Annotated in this window: 15 protein-coding genes; 2 read left to right on the top strand and 13 right to left on the bottom strand. The window is 59.6% G+C overall.

Translation table 11 applies throughout. The annotated features are described in order from the left end of the window. Positions 1–33 precede the first annotated feature (33 nt). The 12 genes from CKW16_RS06160 to CKW16_RS06105 form a co-directional block, all read right to left on the bottom strand. Entirely contained in the window at positions 34–663 is a 630-nt protein-coding gene (locus CKW16_RS06160) for a bifunctional 2-polyprenyl-6-hydroxyphenol methylase/3-demethylubiquinol 3-O-methyltransferase UbiG (protein WP_095127727.1), read from the bottom strand. Between the two features lie 185 nt (positions 664–848). After that, on the bottom strand, positions 849–1,493 hold the full coding sequence (locus CKW16_RS06155) for a methionine ABC transporter permease (protein WP_008148260.1): 645 nt from the start codon (positions 1,491–1,493) through the stop codon (positions 849–851). Further along, a complete protein-coding gene (locus CKW16_RS06150; protein WP_095127638.1) occupies positions 1,483–2,604 on the bottom strand; it encodes a methionine ABC transporter ATP-binding protein in 1,122 nt (373 codons plus the stop codon). The genes CKW16_RS06155 and CKW16_RS06150 overlap by 11 nt, the downstream gene beginning before the upstream one ends. Positions 2,605–2,606: 2 nt before the next feature. Next, positions 2,607–3,416 (bottom strand): MetQ/NlpA family ABC transporter substrate-binding protein, encoded by an 810-nt coding sequence (locus CKW16_RS06145; protein ID WP_095127637.1) that lies wholly within the window; start codon positions 3,414–3,416, stop codon positions 2,607–2,609. 153 nt (positions 3,417–3,569) lie between these two features. Beyond that, on the bottom strand, positions 3,570–4,928 hold the full coding sequence (locus tag CKW16_RS06140; protein ID WP_095127636.1) for an LLM class flavin-dependent oxidoreductase: 1,359 nt from the start codon (positions 4,926–4,928) through the stop codon (positions 3,570–3,572). Next, positions 4,928–6,121, bottom strand: a complete 1,194-nt coding sequence (locus CKW16_RS06135; RefSeq protein ID WP_095127635.1) for an SfnB family sulfur acquisition oxidoreductase — start codon at positions 6,119–6,121, stop codon at positions 4,928–4,930. The genes CKW16_RS06140 and CKW16_RS06135 overlap by 1 nt, the downstream gene beginning before the upstream one ends. A 38-nt stretch (positions 6,122–6,159) precedes the next feature. Beyond that, positions 6,160–7,401, bottom strand: a complete 1,242-nt coding sequence (locus CKW16_RS06130; protein ID WP_095127634.1) for an SfnB family sulfur acquisition oxidoreductase — start codon at positions 7,399–7,401, stop codon at positions 6,160–6,162. Positions 7,402–7,757: 356 nt separating this feature from the next. Beyond that, on the bottom strand, positions 7,758–8,522 hold the full coding sequence (locus tag CKW16_RS06125; RefSeq protein ID WP_095127633.1) for a hypothetical protein: 765 nt from the start codon (positions 8,520–8,522) through the stop codon (positions 7,758–7,760). A gap of 503 nt (positions 8,523–9,025) precedes the next feature. Next, positions 9,026–9,781, bottom strand: coding sequence for an L-cystine ABC transporter ATP-binding protein TcyN (gene tcyN, locus CKW16_RS06120; RefSeq protein ID WP_095127632.1), 756 nt, complete (start codon positions 9,779–9,781; stop codon positions 9,026–9,028). A 4-nt stretch (positions 9,782–9,785) separates the two neighbouring features. Then, a complete protein-coding gene (gene tcyL, locus CKW16_RS06115) occupies positions 9,786–10,451 on the bottom strand; it encodes a cystine ABC transporter permease (protein ID WP_008148276.1) in 666 nt (221 codons plus the stop codon). After that, positions 10,451–11,245 carry a cystine ABC transporter substrate-binding protein gene (gene tcyJ, locus CKW16_RS06110; protein ID WP_095127630.1) on the bottom strand — a complete coding sequence of 265 codons (795 nt, stop codon included), beginning with the start codon at positions 11,243–11,245 and terminating at the stop codon, positions 10,451–10,453. Before tcyJ ends, tcyL begins: the two co-directional genes overlap by 1 nt. A 299-nt stretch (positions 11,246–11,544) precedes the next feature. After that, the gene (locus tag CKW16_RS06105) at positions 11,545–12,537 is read right to left on the bottom strand and encodes a D-cysteine desulfhydrase (RefSeq protein ID WP_095127629.1); all 993 of its coding nucleotides are present in this window, start codon (positions 12,535–12,537) and stop codon (positions 11,545–11,547) included. A gap of 193 nt (positions 12,538–12,730) precedes the next feature. Between CKW16_RS06105 and epsC the strand changes: the two genes are divergently transcribed. Both epsC and betT read left to right on the top strand, forming a co-directional pair. Beyond that, complete coding sequence (epsC, locus tag CKW16_RS06100) at positions 12,731–13,657, top strand: serine O-acetyltransferase EpsC (protein ID WP_046045486.1); 927 nt, start codon at positions 12,731–12,733, stop codon at positions 13,655–13,657. Between the two features lie 406 nt (positions 13,658–14,063). After that, positions 14,064–16,019, top strand: coding sequence for a choline transporter BetT (gene betT, locus CKW16_RS06095; RefSeq protein ID WP_176471526.1), 1,956 nt, complete (start codon positions 14,064–14,066; stop codon positions 16,017–16,019). A gap of 8 nt (positions 16,020–16,027) precedes the next feature. Here betT and CKW16_RS06090 read toward each other — a convergent pair whose 3' ends face one another. After that, positions 16,028–16,288 (bottom strand): hypothetical protein, encoded by a 261-nt coding sequence (locus CKW16_RS06090; RefSeq protein WP_095127627.1) that lies wholly within the window; start codon positions 16,286–16,288, stop codon positions 16,028–16,030. Positions 16,289–16,425: the final 137 nt, after the last annotated feature.

The following is a 16,425-nucleotide window of genomic DNA, read 5'->3' as shown; positions in this document are numbered from 1 at the left end:
TCGCGAGCTTGCTCGCGATTGCGTCCTGACAGGCTACGCCGGCTTACGCCAAACACTCGCCAACCAAGGCTGCTGCTCCCGCGGCAGTCCCGCCGGCCGGTAGTAATGCTCCAGCTCCACAAACCCCGCCGCCGTCAGCAATTGCTGCCACGACTCAAGATCGTGGTACGCCCCATAACGCGGCCCATTCCACCCCTCCTGATTCTCGCCACGCGGATTGGAACTGAACAACACGCCACCCGGCTTCAAAGCACCGCGCAACTCCTTCAACACCCGAGGCAATTCCTGACGCGGAATATGGAACAACACCGCATTGGCGAAGACCCCGTCAAAGCGCTCAGCCGGCAAATCCAGCTTCAGAAAATCCTGCTGCCAGACCTCACAACCGCTGTCTTCGCGCGCCATCTGCGCGAACTTCTCCGAGCCATCAAGCCCGACAGCGGTGTGGCCCATGCGCGTGAAGGTTTGCAAATCACGCCCCGGCCCACAGCCAAAGTCGAGAATGTCGAACGGCGCCTCCCCCTGAATATGCCGCAGCAGCGCATCAATGTTCTGGCTGACATCATGATCGCGAGTCCCTTCGCGAAAACTTTCCGCCACCGAGTTGTAATGGCCCAGGGTGGTGGAGGTGATCTGCTCGAGGTCGGTGGGGGTCTGTTTCATGGTCGGCTGCGCAGGCAATTGGGATTTGCCGAATATACGCCAAGGCGCCGGTGGCTGCTTCGCAGCCATTCGCGAGCAAGCCCGCTCCCACATTCGACCGCGTTGCCCGGGCGGACGCGATCAAATGTGGGAGCGGGCTTGCTCGCGAAAGCGGTATCACTGACAACCAATGACTTGAGCCAGACTCAACGCTTGTTCAATCCACGCGCCAGCCGATCTCCGCCCAACTGAATCACCGCCACCAACACCACCAGCAACACAATCACCGTCAACATGATCTGGCTATCAAACCGCTGATACCCGTACCGATAGGCGATGTCCCCCAGTCCACCCGCACCAATCGCCCCCGCCATGGCCGACGAGTTGATCATTGTCACCAGCGTAATGGTGAACCCGCCGACAATCCCCGGCAGCGACTCAGGCAACAGCACATGCCAAACGATATGCCAGCGCCGGCAACCCATCGCCTGCGCCGCTTCTATCAACCCGTGATCAACCTCACGCAAACTGACTTCGGCAATGCGCGCAAAGAACGGCGTGGCAGCGATGGTCAGCGGCACCACGGCTGCCCAAACGCCGTACGTGGTGCCGACGATCAACCGCGTAAACGGAATCAGCGCCACCATCAAAATCAGAAACGGAATCGAGCGGAACAGGTTCACGAATGCACCCAACGCACGGTTCAACGCCGGTGCCTCGTAAATCCCGCCCTTGGAGCTGGTGACCAGAATCACCGCCAGCGGAATGCCCGCCAGCAGCGCGATCAATGACGACACGCCGACCATCAGGAAGGTGTCGATAAAGCCTTGCAGCAAGCGATCAAACCACATAACCCAGCACCTCCACCTGCTGCGCCCAGTTGCCGGCGCGTTGACGCAATTCCTCTGCGCCGAGGGACGAACCGGTCACCGCCAGCAGCAATTGCCCGAGGGCGTGGCCCTGAATCCGTTCCACGCCGCCTTGCAGCAAGCGCACGCGCCCGCCGAGGGCACTGAACAACGCGGCCAAGTCCGGCTCGTCGCTGGCGCTGCCGGTGAACTGCAAGCGCAACACAACAGCGGCGCCCGAGGACTGTGGATGTGCCTGCAAGCGGCTTTGCAGTTCTTCCGGCAAACCGTGTTGCAACGGTGCCAGCAAGGTTTTGCTGACCTCGTGCTGCGGGTTGCCAAAGACTTCCCAGACCGGGCCTTGCTCGACGATTCGTCCGTGTTCAAGCACGACGACTCGATCACAGATATCGCGAATCACCGCCATCTCGTGGGTGATCAGCACGATGGTCAGGCCCAGGCGCTGATTGATCTCGCGCAGCAGGCCGAGGATCGATTGCGTGGTCTCCGGGTCCAGCGCCGAAGTGGCTTCGTCGCACAGCAGAATCGCCGGGTCATGCACCAGTGCCCTAGCGATGCCGACGCGTTGTTTCTGCCCGCCGGACAGCTGCGCCGGGTAGGCTTTGTGCTTCTCTTGCAGGCCCACCAGTTCCAGCAATTCGCGGACTTTCTGCTCGCGTTTTTCCTTCGGCACACCTGCGACTTTCAGCGGCAATTCGACGTTCTGCCAAACAGTCTTGGCCGACATCAGGTTGAAGTGCTGGAAGATCATGCCGATGCGCCGACGCAGCGCCACCAGGCGGTCTTCATCGAACTCGCCGATGTCGACCTGATCGATCAGCACGCGGCCCGTGCTCGGTTGTTCCAGGCGGTTGATGGTGCGAATCAGCGACGACTTGCCGGCGCCGCTGCGGCCGATGATGCCGAACACTTCACCGCGCTGGATCGCCAGGTCGATGCCGTGCAGTGCCGCAACCGGACCTTGCTGGCCGTTGTAGGTTTTGCCCAGACCGATGAAGCGTACGTGAGCGCGGTTCAGGTCTGGGTGCAGTTCGGTTTGTATAGCGTTGTGTGGCTCTGGAATTTCCAGTCGCAGTTGGGTGGCTGCCGTCATATTCAGCTTTCCCAACCGGCTTGGTAGAGCTTGCCGTGGGCCTTATCCAGCGCGGCACGAACGGCCGGCGAATGCTGGTAAATGTCGACAAACTTGATCAGGCGCGGGTCGGTTTTGCTTTTCGGCTGGATCACGAACTGGATCACGTATTCCTTGTGATCGAGGCCGTCGAACAGTAAGGCAGAGCTGGCATCGAAGGTCTTCGACAAGCGGATGTAGGCTGGGTAACCCTGGACCAGATCGGCGTCGTCATAGGCGCGTACCAGTTGCACGGCTTCGACCTGCAGGATTTTGATCTTCTTCGGGTTGGCGATGATGTCTTCTTCGGTGGCCTTGTAGCCGACACCCGGTTTGAGGGTGATCAGGCCAGCCTTGGCCAACAGTTGCAAACCACGACCGCTGTTGATCGGGTCATTGGCAATCGCCACGCTGGCGCCTTCCGGCAGTTCGTCGAAGCTTTTGTATTTCTTCGAGTAGAGGCCGACGTTGTTGATGATCCCCGGCGCGAACGGCACCAGGTCAAAACCGGCGGCGGCCTTGGCGTTTTCCAGGAACGGGACGTGCTGGAAGTAGTTCACGTCGATGTCGCCGGCGGCGAGGCTGACATTGGGCGCGATCCAGTCGCTGAACTCCACCAGGTCGACTTGCAGGCCTTGTTTCTTGGCTTCTTCGACAGCGGCTTCCAGGGGAATGGCGAAAGCGGCGGTGGTGCCGACTTTCAGCGGCGCGTCGGCGGCGAAGGTGATGGAGCTGAAAAGGCCGAGGGCCAGGGCCAGTGCTTTGACTGGGTGAGAGAAGTAGGTCTTGGTCATGATGAGTTTTCCAGTCAGTGCATTGAATTTACGGATCGTTCCCACGCTCCGCGTGGGAATGCCTCCCGGGACGCTCCGCGTCCCTGCGGCGGTGACGCAGAGCGTCACTGGCTGCATTCCCACGCGGAGCGTGGGAACGATCAGTTACAGGGGTTAGTGTCGGTAGTGGGAACCGGTGTGTTGCTCAGGCAAATGCGCCTCGCCGTGAAACAGTTTTTCTCGCAGGCTGCCGCTGTCGTAAGCGGTCTTGTACGACCCTCGGCGTTGCAACTCCGGAATCACCAAGTCGATGAAATCCACATAGCTTTCCGGCGTGACAATTCGCGTCAGATTGAAGCCATCGAGGCCGGTCTCGGCGATCCACGATTCCAGCTCATCGGCGACTTGCTCAGGCGAACCAACCACCGTGATGTAGCGACCACCCAGCGCGTGTTGCTCGAGTAATTTGCGGCGGGTCCAGTCGTTGTTTTGCAGGTTCTTGGTGGCGGATTGGATCGCATTGCTCTTCACGTACTGGATCGGTTCGTCGATGGTGTATTCGGAGAAATCGATTCCGGTGGACGCCGAAAAATGCGCCACGCCGGCCTCGGCACTGGCGTAGCTCAAGTACTCGGCGTGCTTGGCCCAGGCCAGCTCTTCGGTGGCGCCGACAATCACGTTCAGCCCCATGAACACCTTGATGTCCTCAGGGTTACGCCCGGCCTCGACGGCACTGGCGCGCACCTTGTCCACTTGAATCTTGGTCGACGGTTTGTTCTGGCCGCTGATGAACACGCACTCGGCATGTCGCCCGGCGAACAGCAAACCGCGATCCGAACTGCCGGCCTGGAACAGCACGGGTGTGCGCTGCGGCGACGGCTCGCAGAGGTGATAACCCTCGACCTGATAGAACTCGCCCTTGTGCTCGACCTTGTGCACTTTCTCCGGTTGGGCGTAGATCCGCTGCTGCGGATCGTTAAGCACCGCGCCGTTTTCCCAGCTGCCTTCCCAGAGTTTGTAGAGCACTTGCAGGTATTCATCGGCCTGGTCGTAACGACGGTCGTGTTCCACCTGTTCGCTCAGGCCCATGGCTTTGGCTGCGCTGTCGAGGTAGCCGGTGACGATGTTCCAGCCGACCCGGCCACGACTCAGATGGTCGAGCGTGGACATGCGTCGGGCGAACAGATACGGCGGTTCGTAAGTCAGGTTGGCGGTGAGACCGAAGCCAAGGTTTTTGGTGACCGCGGCCATGGCCGAGACCAGCAGCAACGGGTCATTGACCGGCAACTGGATCGACTCTTTGAGCGGCACGTCCACCGAGTTTTGGTAGACGTCGTAAACCCCGACAATGTCAGCGATGAACAGGCCATCGAACAGTCCGCGCTCCAGTAATTGGGCGAGTTCGGTCCAGTATTCGATCGTCTTGTATTGGGTTGAAGTGTCCCGGGGATGCGTCCACAGACCATGGTTGATGTGCCCGATGCAGTTCATGTTGAACGCGTTGAGCAGGATCTTCTTTTTGGCATCGGCCATCAGATGGTCCCCCGCAGTGGCGGGTTTTCATCGTTGAGGTAGTAATTGCCGACTGCGTGATACTTCCAGCGCACCGGGTCGTGCAGCGTGTGTACCCGAGCGTTGCGCCAGTGACGGTCCAGACCATGTTCGATCAGGGTTGCCTGGCTGCCGGCCAGTTCAAACAGCGTGCTGCCAGCGGCGAGGGATATCTCGGTGCTGATGGCGCGGGCTTCAGCGACGGCAATCGACGCGGCGGCGACGGTCTCGGCGTTGGTCTTGGCCTGAGCCTTGTCGAGGTATTCGCCAGAGCGTTCCAGCAAGGCTTCGGCGGCGTGCAGACGAATGCTCAAGTGGCCGAAGCTCTTGATGGTCAGTGGGTCTTCGGTGGCTTTGTCGTGGCCGGAATCGATCCACGGACGGGTTTTGGTGCGCACGAAGTGCAGCGCATCTTCATAGGCAGCACGGGCGATACCGGTGTCGATAGCGGCGTGGAGGATCTGCGCCAGCGGGCCGACGGTGGTCGGGCGCTCGAACGCGCTCTGAAACGGGATCACGTCTTCGGCGGCGACGTAGACATCTTCAAACACCACCGAACCGCTGCCGGTGGTGCGCTGGCCGAAACCGCTCCAGTCGTCGATTACCGTCAGACCCTTGGCGTTACGAGGGACGAAAGCGAGTTGCTGAACACCGTTTTCGTCCACGACCGACGTCGGAATGCGCTGGGCATAAATCGCCCCAGTGGCGTAGAACTTGCGGCCGTTGATGCGATAGCCGTCACCGTCGCGGGTCAGGCTGGTGACGCGGTCATGGGCAGTTTTGGTGCCCAGTTCCGCGAGGGCATTGCCGAAGCGTTGACCGGCCAATACTTCTGCGTACAGGCGCTTCTTCTGCTCTTCGCTGCCATTCACACGCAACACTTCGAGCGCGTAGAAGTGGTTCTGCGGAATCTGGCCGAGGGAGCCGTCAGCCTGGGCGATCAGCGCGATCACCTTGGCCAGGGTGACGTTGGAAACCCCGGCGCCGCCATATTCTTTTGGCACGCTGATGCCCCAAAGACCCGAGCGGGAAAACACTTCCAGTTCCGGGTGTGGCAAACGGCGCTCGCGGTCGCGCAGGGCGCTGTCGCGTTTGAAATCTTCGGCCAGGTCACTGGCGACGATCAGGGCTTGCTCATCGCCGGTTATGACCGCGACGTGGTGAGAAAGAGTCATGTGTTTCTCCAGAGATCTGGTCAAAAGTGTTCTGGTCGTTAGATCCAGGAGTGCCGTGCGGGCAGTGTGCCGTTCAGGTGATAAGTGCCGACGGCGTGATATTTCCAGCGCACCGGGTTGTGCAGCGTGTGCACGCGGGCGTTGCGCCAGTGGCGGTCGAGGTTGAATTCGGCGAGGGTGGCGCGGCTGCCGGCCAGTTCGAAAAGCTTTTCGCTGGCCAGCAGCGAGATCTCGGTGGTCAGCACTTTGGCTTCGGCCACGGCAATCGAGGCGCGAGCGGCGGACTCGGCGGTGAGCGGTGCGGCATTGACTTGATCGAGCACTTGCCCGGCCTTGCGCAGCAGCGCTTCGGCGGCGTGCAGTTCGATTTTCAATTTGCCAATGTCGGCGATCACGTAGAGGTCGTCGCTGGCCCGTTCGACCTTGGCGTCGATCCACGGCCGTGCGCGGGTTTTCACGAACGCGATGGCGTCGTCGATGGCACCCCGGGCGATGCCGGCGTCAATGGCTGCTTGAATCAGCTGCGACACGGCACCCTGAATGTTCGGGCTGTCATTGATCTTCCAGTTGTCCACCACCAGCTCGGCGTCGACCTGCACGTTGTTGAGCAAAATGGTGCCGCTGGCGGTGGTGCGTTGGCCGAAGCCCGACCAGTCGTCAACGATGCGCAGGCCAGGAGTGCCGCGACGAACGAAGGCCAGCACTTGCTTGCCGTCGTCGTTCAGCGCCTTGACGGCGACCCAGTGGGCGAACAGGGCGCCGGTGGAATAGAACTTCTGCCCGTTGAGGACGAAGCCGTCGCCGCTGGCGGTGATTCGCGCCTTGAGTTCAAGGGTGTTTTTGGTGCCGCGCTCAGGTCCCGCGTTACCGATTCGCCAGCCCTCGAGCACGCTTTTGAACAGCTGTTTTTTTTGCGATTCAGTGGCGCTGCCGAGCACCAGGTTGAGAATGCCGAACTGGTTCTGCGGGATCTGTCCCAGTGCCGGGTCGGCCGCGGAAATGATCGCGAAGACTTCGGCCAAAGTTACGAACGAAACCTGCGGGCCACCGTACTCACGCGGGATGGCAATGCTGCCCAGGCCGCTGCGGGTGAACTGTTCGATTTCCGACCACGGCAGCTTGCGCTGCTGGTCGCGTTTGGCTGCTTGCAGACGGGCGACTTGCGCCAGTTCATGAGCGGCCTTGATGGCTTGTGCGTCGTTGCGCAAGACCTGCGCGGGCAACAACAGGGGGGCGATGTCCAGATCACTCTGGACGATTGCATCTGCCAGACTGGACATCAGTGCCGCTCCTTGGCTGCACGCAATGCCCTGGCGATCTGCACTGGGGTGATTGTGTTCCGGACCATACCTACCTCACATCTCATGGAAACGTCGCGATGGTTGCGACGAACGAAAACAAGAATGTCCGGTGGTCCGGTGCATATACCCTAAGCGTGTATAAAAAATTAATAAACTAACTTTTAGGAATATGCATAGAAGGGGTATCACAGATTCATGTAGCAGCTGGCGAAGCCTGCGTTCGGCTGCGCAGCAGTCGTAAATCCTGAGTCCACGATTAACCTGAATGACCGCGACGCCTGATTTCACGACTGCTGCGCAGCCGAACGCAGGCTTCGCCAGCTGCTACACGAATCTCAGTGTTTGCGGGGTTCGGCGGCCATGAGCATTTCTTTCGACCGGGCCTTCAAATAGGGATTGGCGCAACCGATCTTCAGCCTGCGCGGGGGGGCCCAGCGGGAGTTGTTACCCACCCGGTCTAGGATGCAGTAAGTCACTTCCAGCCGCAGGTCTTCGCCGGCTTCGAGAATGATCGCCGGCGGCACCCAGACCTGGATCGGCTGGCCGACATCGCCGGCCTTGAGTCGTGGCAGATCCATGCGCACATCGCCCCAGCGAAGGGTGATTTCGTCGTCGGCGGCCATGTTCAGGTAAGGCTCGATGGTCAAAGGAACCCCACGCTTGATCTGGTTCGGATTGACTCCCTGACGGCGAATGGTCTCGGGGATATTCACGGGCTCCAGACTCTGGTTTTCATCGCCGCACAGCGCAGACGGTTGGCCGCCAGGGCAGTCGAGTTTGATTTGCACCCGTCTGGCGGCGGACAGAGTTGGCCCTTGCCCGATCTGCATGATCCGGTAGTGAACGCGCGAGGTGCCATTGGCGATGAAGCTCTCGGGCACACGCAGTTGGACCGGTTGACCGACATCGTCGGCCGTCAGCACTCTGGAGGCCACGTAGCAGTTATCCCAGAACAGTTCGATCAGGTCGCCTTCGTCCATGCCGGAGTAGGGCGCCACATCGATCAGCAGGTGCGCCGCCGAGGTGATGTTGATGCAGGTCTTGTGAGATTGCGCCAGGGTCGGGGCCGCAAGTTCGGGTTTGTTCGAAGTGCTTGTCATGGGGGTTTCTCCTTGAAGCCTTGCAGCGAAAGTCCGTTTCTGAAAGTTCGAAAGGCGTGAATTGCCGAGCAACAAAACTGTTCACTGTGTGTGAAATTAAATAGTGAATGAGTGCAAGGTTGAACGCCTGTTGGAGACTAGATAAGAGTGCGCTTGAATAGGTGTCAATAGAGTTGGCTAGTTAAGTGTTGGATCTAGTGTTATTCAGAAAAATCCTACGCATTGAAGTTAATAAGCTGCACCGCTCTGTCGACTTTGACCTTGTTTTATGGGCTTTCAGCGCGTTGCTGACGGGGAGGGCCGGTTCGGTGAGGGCGCTGGGTTTGGCGAATTTTAGGCGAGGTTATTCTGTTGCAGGACATATATATGTACCGCACACAGCAATAAAAAATTATCTATTGTTCGGTGGGATGAATAAGAGAAGATAATATATCGAGCGGTTTTGTTAGTTGGGGTGGTTGTCACTTCCGTCCATGGAAGTTGACAAGTAGTGAAGCGATGTTTCAGTGGTGAGCGTTATTCAGGAACTTGCTGAGAAACTGCTTCGTCCGCTCTTCTTTTGGATTGGCAAACAGCGCCTTGGCTTCGCCTTGTTCGACGATCACACCCTTGTCGAAAAACACCACGCGGTTCGCCACGTCCCGGGCAAAGCCCATTTCGTGGGTGACGATGACCATGGTGCGTCGCTCTTCGGCGAGGCTGCGGATGGTTGCCAGCACTTCACCCACCAGCTCCGGGTCGAGGGCTGAGGTAGGTTCGTCGAACAGAATCACTTCCGGCTCCATCGCCAGCGCGCGGGCAATCGCCACACGCTGTTGCTGACCACCGGAAAGGCGACGCGGGTACGCGTCTTCCTTGCCCGCCAGACCGACCCTGGCCATCAGCTTTTTACCCAGGGCAACGGCTTCGGCGTGCGGGATCTTCTTTACGATGATCGGGCCTTCGATGACGTTTTCCAGGGCGGTGCGATGAGGGAACAGGTTGAAGTTCTGGAACACGAAACCCACGTGCTGGCGCAAACGTCGCACCAGGCCTTGCTGCTGGTTCAGCGGACGGCTGCCATCGATCTCGATGTCACCGACCTTGATCCGGCCGCTGGTGGGTTCTTCCAGGAAATTCAGGCAACGCAGGAACGTGGTTTTACCCGAGCCGCTAGGCCCGATGATCGCCACCACCTCGCCTTCCTTCACTTGCAGATCGATGCCGTTGAGCACCACTTGACCCTTGAACTGCTTTGTCAGTTTTTCCACGACAATCATTGGGTCAGGACTCCAGGTCGTGCCGATTGACCCGTGCTTCCAACTGGTTCTGCAGGTGCGAAAGCACCGTGGCCAGAACCCAGTAGATCAGCGCGGCGGCAAGGTACATGGTGAAAATTTCAAAGGTACGGGCAGTAATCAGCTGCGCCTGACGGAACAGTTCCGGCACCTGAATAGTGGCTGCCAACGCGGTGTCCTTCACAAGCGAAATGAAGCTGTTGCCCAGCGGTGGCAGGGCCGTGCGCATCGCTTGCGGCAGGATGGCCCGGCGCAGCGTCTGCGCACGGGTCATACCGATACTCGCGGCGGCTTCCCACTGACCGCGCTCGATGGAGCTGATCGCGGCGCGGAGGATTTCGCAGGCATAGGCCGCCATGTTCAGCGAGAAGCCGATCAGGGCCGCCGGCAGCGGATCAAGTTCGATGCCCAATTGCGGCAAGCCGTAATAGATCACGAACAGTTGCACCAGCAACGGCGTGCCGCGAAAGAACGACACGTAGATGCGGGCGATCCAGCTCACCAGTTTGAAGCGCGACAGGCGCATCAATGCCAGGCCGAAGCCCATCACCAGGCCGAAGAACATCCCGCCCAGGCTCAAGATCACCGTGTAGTACGCGCCCTTCAGCAGGAAGGGCGCGGAATCCAGCGCGAGTTGGAAAGCTTCTTCCATTATTTAGTGACGTCAGCGCTGAAGTATTTTTCCGAAAGCTTTTTCAGCGTACCGTCGGCACGCAGCTTGTCGATGGCTTTGTTCACCGCGGCCAGCAGCTCAGGCTCGCCTTTGCGCAGGGCGATGCCGGCTTCCTGGCGGGAGAACGCTTCGCCGGCGGCGGCAGTGTCCTTGGCTTTCTTGGCGTATTCCAGCGCGGCGAGGCGGTCGATCAGAATGGCGTCGATGCGGCCAACGCGCAGATCCTGGAACTTGGTCGGATCATCTTCGTAGGTGCGGATGTCAGCCTTCGGCACATTCTCTTTCACCCACTGCTCGTAGTTGGTGCCCAGACCTACGCCTACTTTCTTGCCGGCCAGATCGGCGGCGGTCTTGATGGTGTCTTTGTTCTTGGTCAGGGTCAGCGCCTGAATCCCGGAAACGGTGTACGGCTCGGAGAAGTCATACTTCTTCTTGCGCTCTTCGGAGATGGTCACCTGGTTGATCACAGCGTCCAGACGTTTGGATTCCAGTGCTGCGAGGATGCCGTCCCATTTGGTCGGCTGCAGTTTGACCTTCACGCCCAGCTCTTTGGCCAGGGCTTCGGAAAACTCGACTTCGAAGCCGGCCAGCTTGCCGTCGGCGTCGACGAAACTGAACGGTGGGTAAGTGCCTTCCAGGCCAACGTTGATCACGCCAGCGTCTTTGATTTTTTGCAGCTGCTCACCGGCAACCGCTTGCCCCAGCAGACCGGCGCTCAGCGCCAGGCCCAGCGAACCTACCAGCAGATTTCGTCGTAGTGCGGAAAAATTCATGACAAGCCCCTGTGTTTTCTTATGAAGACGCTTTTAGGAATGTTGGCAAATTCGGGATTTGAACGACTGCAATATCCTGCCCTAAAGCATCGTATGCGTCTCGCTGCAAATTCGCCTGCGGCGTGACTATATGATGGTGCTTTTAGATAGGAAAATAATAAATATCAACTTTGTTATTCGTTTTTGAGCTAAGCGATCGTTCCCACGCTCCCGCGTGGGAATGCCTCTAGGGACGCTCCGCGTCCAGTGACGCGGAGCGTCACGGGCTGCATTCCCACGCAGAGCGTGGGAACGATCATTCAAAGAAAGTCTTTGTAGGCAAACAACGCCGGCGCCCCACCGGTGTGCAGGAAGATGATCGGGCCGTCATTGAAGCGCTGGCGGCCGATGCCATCGAGCAAACCTGCCATGGCCTTGCCGGTGTAAACCGGGTCCAGCAGCAAACCTTCCTGACTCGCCACCAGCTTCACGGCGGCCAGCGTCCCGGCATTCGGTTCGCCGTAGCGCGGGCCGAAATACTCGTCCCACAATTCGACCTTGAAACTCGCTGGCAGGCTCACGCCCAGCAGCTCGGCAGTGCGCTCGGCGAGGCCTTGGACTTTCGGGCGTTGGTCTTCTTCGCTGCGAGAAACCGTGACGCCAATCACTGGCAAATCCGGCAGTGCTTCACTCAACGCCAACGCCAGGCCGCTATGGGTCCCGGCGCTGCCCGAAGCCAGAACCACGGCGGCGAATGTCAGCCCGGTGTCCTTGATCTGCTCGGCCAATTCCAGCCCGGCACGCACATAACCCAAAGCACCCAACGCATTGGAGCCACCAATTGGCACCAGATACGGCTTCTTGCCGTTGTTGCGTAGGCGATCGGCCAAGGCCTGCAGTTGTTCGTCGGCGTTGTCGAGGTTCTCCACCAACTCGACCTTGGCATCGAACAGGTCCAGCAACAGCCGATTGCCGTTGCCGACATAGTTAGCGTCGTCGGTGCCGAGAGGGTTTTCCAGCAACGCAACGCAGCCCAGACCAAGCTTGGCCGCAATGGCGGCAGTCTGGCGCACGTGGTTGGACTGAAGCGCCCCAGCGGTAATCAAGGTGTCGGCGCCTTGTGCCAGTGCATCGGCCGCCAGGTATTCGAGTTTGCGCAGCTTGTTGCCGCCCATCGCCAGCGGCGTCAGGTCATCACGCTTGACGTACACATCGCGGCCCAACCAGGCCGACAGGCGTTCGAGTTTTTCCAGGGCAGTAGGATGACCGAGCAGGTCGAGACGGTTAAAGCGGGCAAGCTGTTGTTTGATCATGGGGTCCGTACTGGCGGAGGGAGATGACAGGACTATAGGCACGCCTATTTAGCGGGGCAACTGCCAATCGGCCTTATGCCAAAAAGTGCTGAGCACAGCACAATCGGTTCTTAATTCGGCTTCCAGACCATGCCGTAAAGTAATCGCGGTTAACGCGGCCAGACAGTCCGGCCGCCCGTGAGGAGTTTTTACCGTGAGCGAGCGTTCCAGTCATTGGCAACTGCAGACCATCGTCAGCCAACTGCGCACGGCGCGTGATCAGTGGCGCGTACAAAATGGTCGCGCCAGCACCGAACAGGGTGGTCGCGAGTTGCCTTCCCGAGCGGCCATGGCAGAGATTCTCGAAGCCCTCTGTGGCGCGTTGTTCCCGATGCGTCTCGGCCCGGTGGATTTGCGCGAGGAGAGTGAAGACTTCTACGTCGGCCACACGCTGGACGTTGCGTTGAACGCGTTGCTGGCTCAGGCGCGACTCGAATTGCGCTACGCCGCTCGCCACAGTGCCCAGGCCGACACTGAAGTCGAGGCCAAGACTATTCAGATCATTCAGGACTTCGCCCTCGCATTGCCGGGGCTGCGCAGCCTGCTCGACACCGACGTGCTGGCGGCCTATCACGGCGATCCGGCGGCTCGCAGTGTTGATGAAGTGTTGCTGTGCTATCCGGGGATTCTGGCGGTGATTCACCATCGCCTGGCCCATCATTTGTACCGCGCCGGATTGCCGCTGCTGGCACGGATCAGCGCGGAAATCGCGCACTCTGCCACTGGCATCGATATTCACCCTGGCGCGCAGATTGGCCGCAGCTTCTTCATCGATCACGGGACGGGTGTAGTGATCGGCGAGACCGCCATCATCGGCGAGCGTGTGCGGATTTATCAGGCCGTGACGTTGGGCGCCAAGCGCTTCCCGGCGGATGAAGACGGTCAGTTGCAGAAGGGGCAACCGCGACATCCGATCGTCGAGGATGACGTGGTGATCTATGCCGGTGCGACGATTCTGGGGCGGATCACCATCGGCAAGGGCTCGACCATTGGCGGCAATGTCTGGCTGACCCGCAGCGTGCCGGCGGGGAGCAACCTGACTCAGGCGAATCTGCAGCATGATGACGGGACGCAGAAGTAAGCCCGGAAATCTCTACTGTGACTGATCGTTCCCACGCTCCCGCGTGGGAATGCCTCAAGGGACGCTCCGCGTTCCAGGGCCGCCGCCGATGCAGTGTCTGGCACCGATGTGACGCGGAGCGTCACGGGCTGCATTCCCACGCAGAGCGTGGGAACGATCGCGATAACCCTACCTCAAACCCATCCTTGAGCTAGCGTACGAACAGTGCCGCCGAGCCTTGCGATTAGTCCTTAGCACCCTATTCATGTTTAACTTGAACGCTCATTCAAGTTAAACCGCCGGTTTGCTGCCCGCTCACAACAGGAGGCTTGCCTTTGCCGAGTCCGTTATTGATTGGCCTGTTTCACCCCCTTGAGGTGCACCTTTCATGAGTGCATCGCCCACCCCCGCCAGCGGCCAGGTCCGCATGAATCCGCCGGTGTTTTATTTCTCGGCGACGTTTATTTTGCTGTTCGGCATCATTGTCATCGTCATGCCTGAACAGGCCGGCGCCTGGCTTCTGGAAGCGCAAAACTGGGCGGCCAACACGGTCGGCTGGTACTACATGCTCGCGATGACCCTGTATCTGGTCTTCGTGGTGGTCACCGCCTTGTCCGGCTACGGCAAGATCAAGCTCGGTGCCGACCACGACGAACCCGAATTCAGTTACCTGTCCTGGGCCGGCATGCTGTTCGCCGCCGGGATCAGCATCACGCTGTTTTTCTTTTGCGTATCCGAACCGCTGACCCACTTGGCGCAACCGCCGCAAGGCGAAGCCGGCACGGCGGATGCAGCGCGTCAGGCGATGCAGATTCTGTTTCTGCACTGGGGCCTGCACGGCTGGGGCGTGTTCGCCTTTGTCGGCATGGCGCTGGCTTATTTTGCCTACCGTCACAACCTGCCGCTGGCCCTGCGTTCGGCGCTCTATCCGCTGATCGGCAAGCGCATCAACGGCCCGATTGGTTACGCGGTGGACGGCTTTGGCATCATCGCTACGGTGTTCGGCCTCGGTGCCGACATGGGCTTTGGCGTGTTGCACCTCAACTCGGGTCTGGACTACCTGTTCGGCATCGCTCACACCCAGTGGATTCAGGTCGGCCTGATCACGCTGATGATGGGCGCGGCGATCATCGTTGCCGTGTCTGGTGTCGATAAAGGCGTGCGCGTGATGTCCGACATCAACATGCTGCTGGCCTGCGCGCTGCTGCTGTTCGTGTTGTTTGCCGGCCCGACCCAGCATCTGCTCAACACCTTGATCCAGAACATCGGCGACTACCTCGGCGCGTTGCCGATGAAGAGTTTTGATCTGTACGCCTACGACAAACCGAGCGACTGGCTGGGCGGCTGGACGGTGTTCTACTGGGCCTGGTGGATCGCATGGTCGCCGTTCGTGGGCCTGTTCATCGCACGGATTTCCCGTGGCCGGACCATCCGCGAATTCGTCTTCGGCGTGCTGTTGATTCCGCTCGGCTTCACCCTCGCGTGGATGTCGATCTTCGGCAACAGCGCCATCGATCAAGTCCTCAACCATGGCATGAGCGCGCTCGGTATGTCGGCCATCGATAATCCATCGATGACCCTTTACCTGCTGCTGGAAACCTATCCGTGGAGCAAAACCGTCATCGCGGTCACGGTGTTCATCAGCTTCGTGTTCTTCGTCACCTCCGCCGACTCGGGCACCGTGGTGCTGTCGACGCTGTCCGCCAAGGGCGGCAATCCCGACGAGGACGGACCAAAATGGCTGCGAGTGTTCTGGGGTGCAATGACCGCGTTGGTGACCAGTGCGCTGCTGTTCTCCGGCAGTATCGATGCGCTGAAGTCAGCGGTGGTGCTGACCTCGTTGCCGTTCTCGATGATCTTGCTGCTGATGATGTGGGGGCTGCATAAGGCGTTCTACCTGGAGTCGCAGAAGCAGATCGCGCAACTGCATTCGCTGGCACCGGTGTCCGGATCGCGGCGTGGCGGCTGGCGTCAACGCCTGAGTCAGGCCGTGCATTTCCCGTCACGGGATGAGGTCTACCGCTTCCTCGATACGACGGTGCGCCCGGCGATTGAAGAAGTCTCGGCGGTGTTCATCGAGAAGGGCTTGAACGTGGTCACTCAGCCCGATCCGGCCAACGACAACGTCAGCCTGGAAATCGGTCATGGCGAGGAGCGTCCGTTCATTTATCAGGTGCAGATGCGTGGCTACTTCACACCGTCGTTTGCCCGTGGCGGCATGGGTTCCAAGGAACTCAACAACCGTCGTTATTACCGGGCCGAAGTGCATTTGAGCGAGGGCAGTCAGGATTACGATCTGGTGGGGTACACCAAGGAGCAGATCATCAACGACATCCTTGATCAGTACGAACGGCACCTGCAGTTCTTGCATTTGGTGCGTTGATCGAACACTCACGTCTCGGTGGTCAACACCATGAACAACACCAGCGCCGCCACCGGTACACCGAACACGGCGCTGCCGACCACCAGTTCCGTGCTGAACGGCTGGCCGGCATTGACCATGCCGACCGCGCCGTTGATCAACGTCAGCGCCAGCCACAGCACGACAAAGCTGAAGGCAAGGACTTGGCGACTGAAGCCGATTTTCTCGCCGATGAACAGCATCAGCGCCAGTAGGATCAGGCCGAAGGTGATGATGATCGTGGTGTGCATGGGTGTGTACTCCTGAGTAAATGATCGTTCCCACGCTCCGCGTGGGAATGCCTCAAGGGACGCTCCGCGTCCAGTGACGCGGAGCGTCACGGGCTGCATTCCCACGCAGAGCGTGGGAACGATCAAAAGTCGTCGCA

The organism is Pseudomonas sp. Irchel s3h14 (genome assembly GCF_900187425.1).
GTDB lineage: Bacteria > Pseudomonadota > Gammaproteobacteria > Pseudomonadales > Pseudomonadaceae > Aquipseudomonas.
This window is presented reverse-complemented; position numbering and strand designations above follow the sequence as displayed.

What these genes read in the sequence shown, in the direction of transcription:
- betT (WP_176471526.1), top strand. Translation starts at nt 14,064, where the DNA reads ATGAATCCGCCGGTGTTTTATTTCTCGGCGACGTTTATTTTGCTGTTC.
- tcyN (WP_095127632.1), bottom strand. Translation starts at nt 9,781, where the DNA reads ATGATTGTCGTGGAAAAACTGACAAAGCAGTTCAAGGGTCAAGTGGTG.
- CKW16_RS06155 (WP_008148260.1), bottom strand. Translation starts at nt 1,493, where the DNA reads ATGTGGTTTGATCGCTTGCTGCAAGGCTTTATCGACACCTTCCTGATG.
- CKW16_RS06090 (WP_095127627.1), bottom strand. Translation starts at nt 16,288, where the DNA reads ATGCACACCACGATCATCATCACCTTCGGCCTGATCCTACTGGCGCTG.
- CKW16_RS06160 (WP_095127727.1), bottom strand. Translation starts at nt 663, where the DNA reads ATGAAACAGACCCCCACCGACCTCGAGCAGATCACCTCCACCACCCTG.
- CKW16_RS06140 (WP_095127636.1), bottom strand. Translation starts at nt 4,928, where the DNA reads ATGGCCGATGCCAAAAAGAAGATCCTGCTCAACGCGTTCAACATGAAC.
- tcyL (WP_008148276.1), bottom strand. Translation starts at nt 10,451, where the DNA reads ATGGAAGAAGCTTTCCAACTCGCGCTGGATTCCGCGCCCTTCCTGCTG.
- CKW16_RS06145 (WP_095127637.1), bottom strand. Translation starts at nt 3,416, where the DNA reads ATGACCAAGACCTACTTCTCTCACCCAGTCAAAGCACTGGCCCTGGCC.
- CKW16_RS06150 (WP_095127638.1), bottom strand. Translation starts at nt 2,604, where the DNA reads ATGACGGCAGCCACCCAACTGCGACTGGAAATTCCAGAGCCACACAAC.
- tcyJ (WP_095127630.1), bottom strand. Translation starts at nt 11,245, where the DNA reads ATGAATTTTTCCGCACTACGACGAAATCTGCTGGTAGGTTCGCTGGGC.
- CKW16_RS06130 (WP_095127634.1), bottom strand. Translation starts at nt 7,401, where the DNA reads ATGTCCAGTCTGGCAGATGCAATCGTCCAGAGTGATCTGGACATCGCC.
- CKW16_RS06105 (WP_095127629.1), bottom strand. Translation starts at nt 12,537, where the DNA reads ATGATCAAACAACAGCTTGCCCGCTTTAACCGTCTCGACCTGCTCGGT.
- CKW16_RS06125 (WP_095127633.1), bottom strand. Translation starts at nt 8,522, where the DNA reads ATGACAAGCACTTCGAACAAACCCGAACTTGCGGCCCCGACCCTGGCG.
- CKW16_RS06135 (WP_095127635.1), bottom strand. Translation starts at nt 6,121, where the DNA reads ATGACTCTTTCTCACCACGTCGCGGTCATAACCGGCGATGAGCAAGCC.